At 74.6% G+C, this 7,272-nt stretch carries 7 protein-coding genes; 2 read left to right on the forward strand and 5 right to left on the reverse strand.

What is annotated here, in order from left to right; translation table 11 throughout:
- Positions 1-110 precede the first annotated feature (110 nt).
- The 3 genes from ACFV0G_RS31210 to ACFV0G_RS31220 form a co-directional block, all read right to left on the reverse strand.
- On the reverse strand, positions 111-1,514 hold the full coding sequence (locus ACFV0G_RS31210) for an NB-ARC domain-containing protein (protein WP_380555286.1): 1,404 nt from the start codon (positions 1,512-1,514) through the stop codon (positions 111-113).
- 199 nt (positions 1,515-1,713) lie between these two features.
- Positions 1,714-2,268: a methylated-DNA--[protein]-cysteine S-methyltransferase gene (locus ACFV0G_RS31215; protein WP_380555288.1), complete on the reverse strand. Its 555-nt coding sequence runs from the start codon at positions 2,266-2,268 to the stop codon at positions 1,714-1,716.
- Between the two features lie 7 nt (positions 2,269-2,275).
- Entirely contained in the window at positions 2,276-3,820 is a 1,545-nt protein-coding gene (locus ACFV0G_RS31220) for an AlkA N-terminal domain-containing protein (protein ID WP_380555290.1), read from the reverse strand.
- Between the two features lie 188 nt (positions 3,821-4,008).
- On the opposite strand from ACFV0G_RS31220, the gene ACFV0G_RS31225 reads away from it, so the two are divergent.
- Positions 4,009-4,839 (forward strand): isocitrate lyase/phosphoenolpyruvate mutase family protein, encoded by an 831-nt coding sequence (locus ACFV0G_RS31225; RefSeq protein WP_380555292.1) that lies wholly within the window; start codon positions 4,009-4,011, stop codon positions 4,837-4,839.
- A gap of 70 nt (positions 4,840-4,909) precedes the next feature.
- On the opposite strand, the gene ACFV0G_RS31230 is transcribed toward ACFV0G_RS31225, so the two are convergent.
- Both ACFV0G_RS31230 and ACFV0G_RS31235 read right to left on the reverse strand, forming a co-directional pair.
- The gene (locus tag ACFV0G_RS31230; RefSeq protein WP_380555294.1) at positions 4,910-5,293 is read right to left on the reverse strand and encodes a VOC family protein; all 384 of its coding nucleotides are present in this window, start codon (positions 5,291-5,293) and stop codon (positions 4,910-4,912) included.
- 85 nt (positions 5,294-5,378) lie between these two features.
- A complete protein-coding gene (locus ACFV0G_RS31235) occupies positions 5,379-6,398 on the reverse strand; it encodes an aldo/keto reductase (RefSeq protein ID WP_380555296.1) in 1,020 nt (339 codons plus the stop codon).
- 153 nt (positions 6,399-6,551) lie between these two features.
- Between ACFV0G_RS31235 and ACFV0G_RS31240 the strand changes: the two genes are divergently transcribed.
- Entirely contained in the window at positions 6,552-7,142 is a 591-nt protein-coding gene (locus ACFV0G_RS31240; protein WP_380555298.1) for a TetR/AcrR family transcriptional regulator, read from the forward strand.
- Positions 7,143-7,272 lie beyond the last annotated feature (130 nt).

The raw sequence follows: 7,272 nt of genomic DNA on the forward strand, positions 1-7,272 counted from the left end.
ATAGTGCCCCGCGATCACCACCATACCCACAACACCCTCTCGGGGGGGGGCCCGCCGAGTTCCCGGCGGGGGCGGCCCCCCCCCGGGCCCCCCCCCCCCCCCCCGGGGGGTCATGCCTCCGGCATGTGCAGCACGGCCTCGGGCCGCGCCCGCCCGCCCGCCGCGCCGGACTGCTCCGCGACGAACGCCAGGCACAGCCCGGGCACGGCGTAGCCCTGGCCGACCCCGGCGGTGTCCACCACCAGTCCGCTGTCGACGAGTTCCTCCAGGACGTCCTCGGCCTCCCCGACCCCGCACTCCAGCAGCTCGGCGAGCTTCTCGCCGGTCGGGGAGTCCACCGACGCCAGGTGCCACAGCGCGGTGCGGGCCGAGTTGTCGAGCAGCTCGTACGCCCGCGCCATCCGGCTGCGCAGGCTCACGTCGCCGATCCGCAGCAGCCCCAGCAGGCTCCCCTCCGTGGTGAGTTGGTCCAGCAGGGCGCCGATCGAGCGGCCGGGCTGGGCGGCCAGCCGGCGTGCCACGATGTTCAGCGCCAGCGGCAGCAGGTCGCAGAGCTCCACCAGCCGGTCGCAGGCGGCCCGTTCGGCCTCCACCCGCTCGCGCCCCACCCAGGCGGCCACCAGGTCGAGCGCCGTCGGCGGCGGCAGCACGTCCAGCGCGATCCGCCGCACCTCGTCCACCCCCAGCAGCCGGTTGCGGCTGGAGATCAGCGTCATGCTGCAGGTCGTGGAGGTCAGCAGCGGCCTGATCTGCCGTTCGTCGCGCACGTTGTCCAGCACCACCAGGATCCGGCGCCGGGCCAGCAGCGACCGGTAGAGGCCGGTCAGGTGCCCCGGGCCCCCGGTGGCCTGCCGGATCGGCACCCCGAGTGCCCGAAGGAAGCCGAGCATCACCGCATGCGAATCGGTCGCCTCCAGGTCCGCGTACAGCTGCCCGTCCGGGAAGCGCGCGGCGAGGTCGTGCGCCACCTTCAGCGCGAACGCCGTCTTGCCGACCCCGACCGGCCCGGTCACCACCAGCGGTTCGATCACGTCCGCCGGCGCCGCCGGCGCCCGCCAGGCCTGCCTCAACTCCGTTCTTCGGCCGACGAAGTACCTCGGGCATAACGGGAGCTGGGCCGGCACCGGCAGCACCGCCGAGGGCCCGGCCAGGCCGAACCCGTCGGTCGCCCCGGGCAGTTCCGGTGACGACGGCCAGCGGTCGCCGGACGCCTCCGCCGGCTCGGCCGGCCTGCCCCGCTCCCCGCGGTCACCGCCCAGGAACGCCGCGCCCCACCGGGCCTTCCACTCCGCCCGGTCGCCGCCGCACGCGTCCACGAATCCCAGGGTGACCTGCAGCGTGGGCGGCTGGTGCCCGCTGGCGGCGCTGGAGAGCACGGACGGCGAGAACAGCGCGACCTTCGACATGTCGCGGTAGCTCGGATTGCCCGCGCGGCGGCGCAGCTCTCTCAGGTCGCGGGCGAACATCGTGATCGGATCGGCTGCCAGGTTCAGCGGCTTCTCGGGCCGTCCCATTGGGCTCCCCCATCGTCCGCGCGCCCCGGTCGGGAGCGGCGGTTGACTCGTCCGGTCCGCCCCGGGCCGGGTTGTCCGGCGGGGCAGGGAGACGCACAGCCCGGCGAGCTGCGCGCGTAGAGCTGCGGCGTACGGCGCCCCGGGTTCGGGCGGGTACGGCCGAGGGATCACCGGGCGACGGGGGTCGCCCGGACCTTGCTCAGGGAGCCGACCAGTCGAGGGTCGGCTCCAGATGGCCTTCCAGGGTCAGCAGCCAGCGCTTCGCGGCCATGCCGTCGTCGCCGCCGCCGAATCCGCCGAGACCCCCGGCCGCCACCACGCGGTGGGTGGGCACCAGCAGGGAGAGCGGATTGGAGCCGATGATCGAGCCGACCGCCCGGGCGGCGAGCCCGCGCGATTCCCGTTCTGACGCGAACGCGCCACTGAGGTCGGCGAGTTCACCATAACTGATGGTCCGTCCGAAACCGACCTCGCGGTGCAGGGCGGTCAGGACGGTCCGCTGCACGCCGCCCGTCAGGCCCCAGTCGACCGGCAGGTCCAGCGCCCTGCGGCGGCCGGCGAAGTACTCGTCCAGGCGGGTGCGCACCGCCACCGCCCGGCGGTCGGACGCCGGATCGGGCAGCTCCGGACCGGGCGGCAGGGCCGCGCGCTCGGCGGGCGTGAAGGCCGCCGCCAGCACACCCTGCGCGGTGACCGCGATGCTCATGGGGCCGGTGGGCAGCGGGGTGACCACGGTGAACCAGGTCGGCGACATGGGGCGCTCAGCGCTCCCCGGGGCCGGTGGCGCCCGCCCGGTGCGCGGCGCGACGGCCGTGCGCAGGGTGCGCCGGAGCCTGGTCACCGGGCAGCCGGTTGGCCGGATGGTCCCCGGTCGCCCACAGGTACTGCACGGCGTAGGCGCGCCAGGGCCGCCAGGAGGCGGCGCGGGCGGCCAGTGCGGCGGGCGTCGCCGGCAGGCCGAGGCGCCGGGCGGCCTCGCGGACCCCGAGGTCGGTGGGCACGAAGGCGTCCGGGTCCCCGAGCGCCCGCATGGCGACGGTCTCCACCGTCCAGGGGCCGGCGCCGGGCAGTGCGCCGAGCCGGCTGCGGGTCTGCTCCCAGTCGCCGCCCGCCGAGAGGTCGAGCTCCCCGTCGGCCAGCGCCGTGACCAGGGTGGTCAGCGTGGTGCGCCGGGCGCGGGGGAGCGCGAGGCGCTCCGGGTCCAGCGCGGTCAGCGCCTGCGGGGTCGGGAAGAGGTGAGTGAGGCCGCCCTCGCGGTCGTCGAAGGGCTCGCCGTGCTCGGCCACCAGGCGCCCGGCGAGGGTGCGGGCCGCGGCCGTCGACACCTGCTGGCCGAGCACCGCGCGGACCGCGAACTCCGCCCCGTCCACCGTCCGGGGCACCCGGCGGCCGGGCTCCTTGCGAACGTGCGGCGCCAACGCCTCGTCCTGGCAGAGAAGTTCGTCCACCGCGACCGGGTCGGCGTCCAGATCGAGCAGCCACCGGCACCGGCTGATCGCGGTGGACAGGTCGCGGAGGTCGGCGAGCGCGAGACGGCACTGGATGTGGTCGGGCATCGGGCGCAGGGAGACGACGCCCGGGCCGTGCGGCAGCCGCAGGGTGCGCCGGTAGGCGCCGTCGCGCCACTCCTCCACCCCGGGAACCGCGGTGGCGACGAGGTGCCCGAACAGGTTGCCCGGCGTCAGCGGTTCCCGGAACGGCAGCCGCAGGGTCAGGGCGCCCTTCGCCGCGTCCGGGGCCGGCCCCGAGGGGCGGCTGCGTAACTCGGTCGGGGCGAGCGCGAAGACCTGGCGGACCGTCTCGTTGAAGCTGCGGATGCTGGAGAACCCGGCGGCGAATGCGACCTCGGCCATCGGGAGGGCGCTGGTCTCGATCAACAGGCGTGCGGTCTGCGCGCGTTGGGCTCTTGCCAGGGCGACCGGGCCGGCCCCGACCTCGGCCAGCAGCTGCCGCTGGATCTGCCGGACGCTGTAGCCGAGCCGGGCGGCCAGCTCGGAGACCCCGCCGCGGTCGACGACGCCGTCGGCGATCAGGCGCATCGCCCTGGCCACCAGGTCGGCCCGCTCGTTCCACCGCGGCGAGCCCGGGCTCGCGTCCGGCCGACAGCGTTTGCACGCCCGGAACCCCGCCTGCTGGGCGGCGGCCGCGTTCGGATAGAACGTCATGTTCTCGTCCTTGGGCGGCACTCCGGGACAGCTGGGACGGCAGTAGATCCGCGTGGTCACTACGGCGGTGTAGAAGAGGCCGTCGAAACGGGCGTCCTTGGAGCGCACGGCTCGGATGCATAGCTCCCTGTTGATATGCACGCGGCGAGCATACTCAAAACCCGGGTGCGGTACGGCAGAACAACCGGTTTTGAGCAGCGCCCGAACAAAGGCCCCGGCGGTCCGACTCGACCGACTGTTCGGAACCGGAGGGAGCCCTTCGTACCGGGCCAACGGCAGTGTCGCAATACTGCCAGCGGTCCGCCTGTTGTCGCTGATTCAATGCCGCCATGACTGCACAGCACCGCAATGCACAACTGTTCCACTCGCTCCACGACGCCGCGGCGCCACTGGCCCTTGCCAACGCCTGGGACGCGGCCAGCGCCCGCCTCGTCGAGGCCTCCGGGGCCAGGGCGATCGCCACCACCAGCGCCGGTGTCGCCTGGGGCCTGGGCGCCGCGGACGGCAACCACCTCGACCGCGACCAGGCCGTCGCACTGATCGCCCGCGTGGTGGACGCCGTCTCCGTGCCCGTCACCGCCGACATCGAGAGCGGCTTCGGCGCCACCCCCTCCGAGGTCGCCGACACCGTCGCGCAGGTGATCGCGGCCGGCGCCGTCGGCATCAACATCGAGGACGCCCCGGCCGACGGCAGCCCCGGCCTGCGGTCCGCGGACGAGCAGGCCGAGCGGATCGCCGCCGCCCGCCGGGCGGCGGACGAGGCCGGTGTCCCGCTCTACATCAACGCCCGCATCGACACCTACCTCCGGGCCGTCGGCACCGAGGAGACCCGCCTCAAGGAGACCCTGGACCGCGCCCGGGCCTACCTCGACGCCGGCGCCAGCGGCATCTTCGTCCCCGGCGTCACCGAGCCCGGGACGGTCGCCGCGCTGGCCGACGGCATCCCGGCCCCCGTCAACATCCTGGCGGGCCCCGGGGCCCCCTCCGTGGCCGACCTCTCGAAGCTCGGCGTGGCCCGCGTCAGCCTCGGCTCCTCCGTCGCGGAGGCGGCCTACGCCGTCGTCCGCCGGGTCGCCGCGGAACTCGCCGCCACCGGCACCTACACGAGCCTCACCGACGCCGTCGACTACGGCGAGTTCAACACCCTGATGGGCGGCTGACCGCACCGACGCCTCCGGGAGGGCGGCCGCGCCCTCCCGGCCGGCCGGGGCGCGCTTGCGCGACGACCGGTCAGACGGGCCGGATCCGCGCGCGCAGCAGGCAGAACTCGTTGCCCTCCGGGTCGGCCAGGACGTGCCAGCTCTCCTGGCCGGTCTGGCCGACGTCGGCCGGCCGGGCGCCGAGTGCGAGCAGCCGCTCCAGTTCGGCGTCCTGGTCGCGGTCGGTGGCGCTGACGTCGATGTGCAGCCGGAGCTTCCCGCTCCGCGGGTCACTGCTGGGGCTGATGACCAGGGTGGGCTGCGGCCCGCCGAAGCCGGCATCGGCAGGGCCGATCTCGATGCTTCCGTCGTCCTCCCGGCCGAGCTCGACGTAGCCGAGGACCCCGCTCCAGAACCCGGCGAGCAGCTCCGGGTCGGCGGCGTCGATGACCAGCTCACTGATGCGGCATGCCATGGCCGTCAGTGTACGCAGATCCCCCGACATCGTCCTCGGGCCGCTGCGCCACCGCCGGTGGTGGTGCCGACGTCCTGGCGGATCGTCAACGGCGGCGCAGCGAGGGGTCGAGCAGGGCCGGCGGGGTGTCGAACTTCTCGTGCGGGGCGAGGTCGGTGCCGGGTGCGACGACGGCGTCGATCGCATCGAGCACGTCGGCCGGGAGCACGGTGTCCGCCGCGGCGAGCTGCGCGTGCAGGTGGTCCAGGGTGCGGGGGCCGATCAGCGCGCTGGTCACGGCGGGGTGCGCGGTCACGAAGCCGAGCGCGAGCTGGATCATCGTCAGGCCGGCCTCGTCGGCGACCCCGGCGAGCCGTTCGACGGCGTCGAGCCTGGCGCGGTTGGACGGGACGGCGGGGTCGAAGCGCTGCGGCAGGAGCGCCGAGCGGTTGGTGGTGATCTCCCGGCCCCGGCGGACCGCGCCCGACAGCCAGCCCGAGGCCAGCGGGCTCCACGCCAGGACGCCGAGCCCGTACTCGGCGGTCACCGGCAGGACGTGGGTCTCGATGCCGCGCTGCAGGACGGAGTAGCTGGGCTGCTCGGTGACGTAGCGGCCGAGGTGGTGCTCCCGGGCGGCCCACTGGGCCTGGACGATGCGGTACGCCGGGAACGTCGAGGAGCCGAAGGAGCGGATCTTCCCCGCGCGCCGGAGGTCGGTCAGGGCCGACAGCGTCTCCTCGTCGGTGGTGCGCGGGTCCCACCGGTGGATCTGGTAGAGGTCGACGTGGTCGACGCCGAGGCGGCGCAGGCTGTTCTCCAGTTCGGTGACCAGCCAGCGGCGCGAACTGCCCTGGTGGTTGAGCTCCTCGCCCATCGGCATGCCTGCCTTGGTGGCCAGCACGATGTCGTCGCGGCGGCCGGCGATGGCCTTGCCGACCATCTCCTCCGACTCGCCGCTGCTGTACATGTCGGCGGTGTCGATGAGGTTGATCCCGGCCTCGAGGGCGGCATCGACGATGGCGGTGGCCTCGTCCTGGGTGGTGCGTCCGATCGCGCCGAAGTTCATCGCGCCGAGCGCGAGGGTGCTGACCCGAACACCGGTGGGGCCCATCGTGCGGTACTGCATGACCGTGTCTCCTCGTGCGAATGAGGGCGTGCTGGGGGGACGTTGCTGGTCGTCGGCCCGGTGCTCTGGCATCATGGGCAAACGGAACGTTGTTCCACTAACGATACGGAACGCTGTTCCGTTTAGCAAGGACGGCAGCGGAGAGGCGGCGCGGTGAACGGCGGCGACGGGGAGGCCGGGCGTACCGCCCGGCCCAAGCGGGCGGACGCCCGGCGCAACGAGGGGGCCCTGCTCGACGCGGCCGCCGCGGTCTTCGTCAGGTCGGGCGTCGAGGCGCCGGTGCGCGACATCGCGGCCGAGGCCGGCGTCGGCACCGGCACGATCTATCGCCACTTCCCGACGCGGGCGGATCTGATCATCGCCGTCTACCGGCACCAGGTGGAGGCCTGCGCCGAGGCCGGACCGGCACTGCTCGCGACCGCCGAGACCCCGTACGCCGCACTGGGGCAGTGGATCGACCTCTTCGTCGACTTCCTGGTCACCAAGCACGGCCTCGCCGCCGTACTGCAGTCCGACAATGCCGACTTCGACGCGCTGCACGCCTACTTCGTCGACCGGCTGGTGCCGGTCTGCGCCGGTCTGATCGAAGCCGCGGCCGCCGCCGGCGGGATCCGCTCCGACCTGGACGCCTACACGCTCATGCGCGGCGTCGGGAACCTCTGCATCGGCGCGTACAACAACCCCGGCTACGACGCGCGCCGACTGGTGGGCCTCCTCGTCGCGGGCCTGCGCCTGCCGCAGTAGGCGGCACCGGCCGCCGGGCCGGGAGCGCGGCGGTCCGCGGCGGCTGCGCCGTGCGGGGCGCGAGCGATCGCAGGAAGGACCCCGCGGGCGGGGGCGCCCCCGCGCGCGGGGGCCCCCCCGCGCGCGCGCG

It is taken from the genome of Kitasatospora sp. NPDC059571 (assembly GCF_042735675.1).
In the GTDB taxonomy this organism is placed as follows: Bacteria; Actinomycetota; Actinomycetes; order Streptomycetales; family Streptomycetaceae; genus Kitasatospora.

Bases quoted from the DNA above. Each gene is read 5' to 3' on its own strand.
- ACFV0G_RS31230 (WP_380555294.1), bottom strand. From the start codon at position 5,293: ATGGCATGCCGCATCAGTGAGCTGGTCATCGACGCCGCCGACCCGGAG.
- ACFV0G_RS31215 (WP_380555288.1), bottom strand. From the start codon at position 2,268: ATGTCGCCGACCTGGTTCACCGTGGTCACCCCGCTGCCCACCGGCCCC.
- ACFV0G_RS31235 (WP_380555296.1), bottom strand. From the start codon at position 6,398: ATGCAGTACCGCACGATGGGCCCCACCGGTGTTCGGGTCAGCACCCTC.
- ACFV0G_RS31225 (WP_380555292.1), top strand. From the start codon at position 4,009: ATGACTGCACAGCACCGCAATGCACAACTGTTCCACTCGCTCCACGAC.
- ACFV0G_RS31210 (WP_380555286.1), bottom strand. From the start codon at position 1,514: ATGGGACGGCCCGAGAAGCCGCTGAACCTGGCAGCCGATCCGATCACG.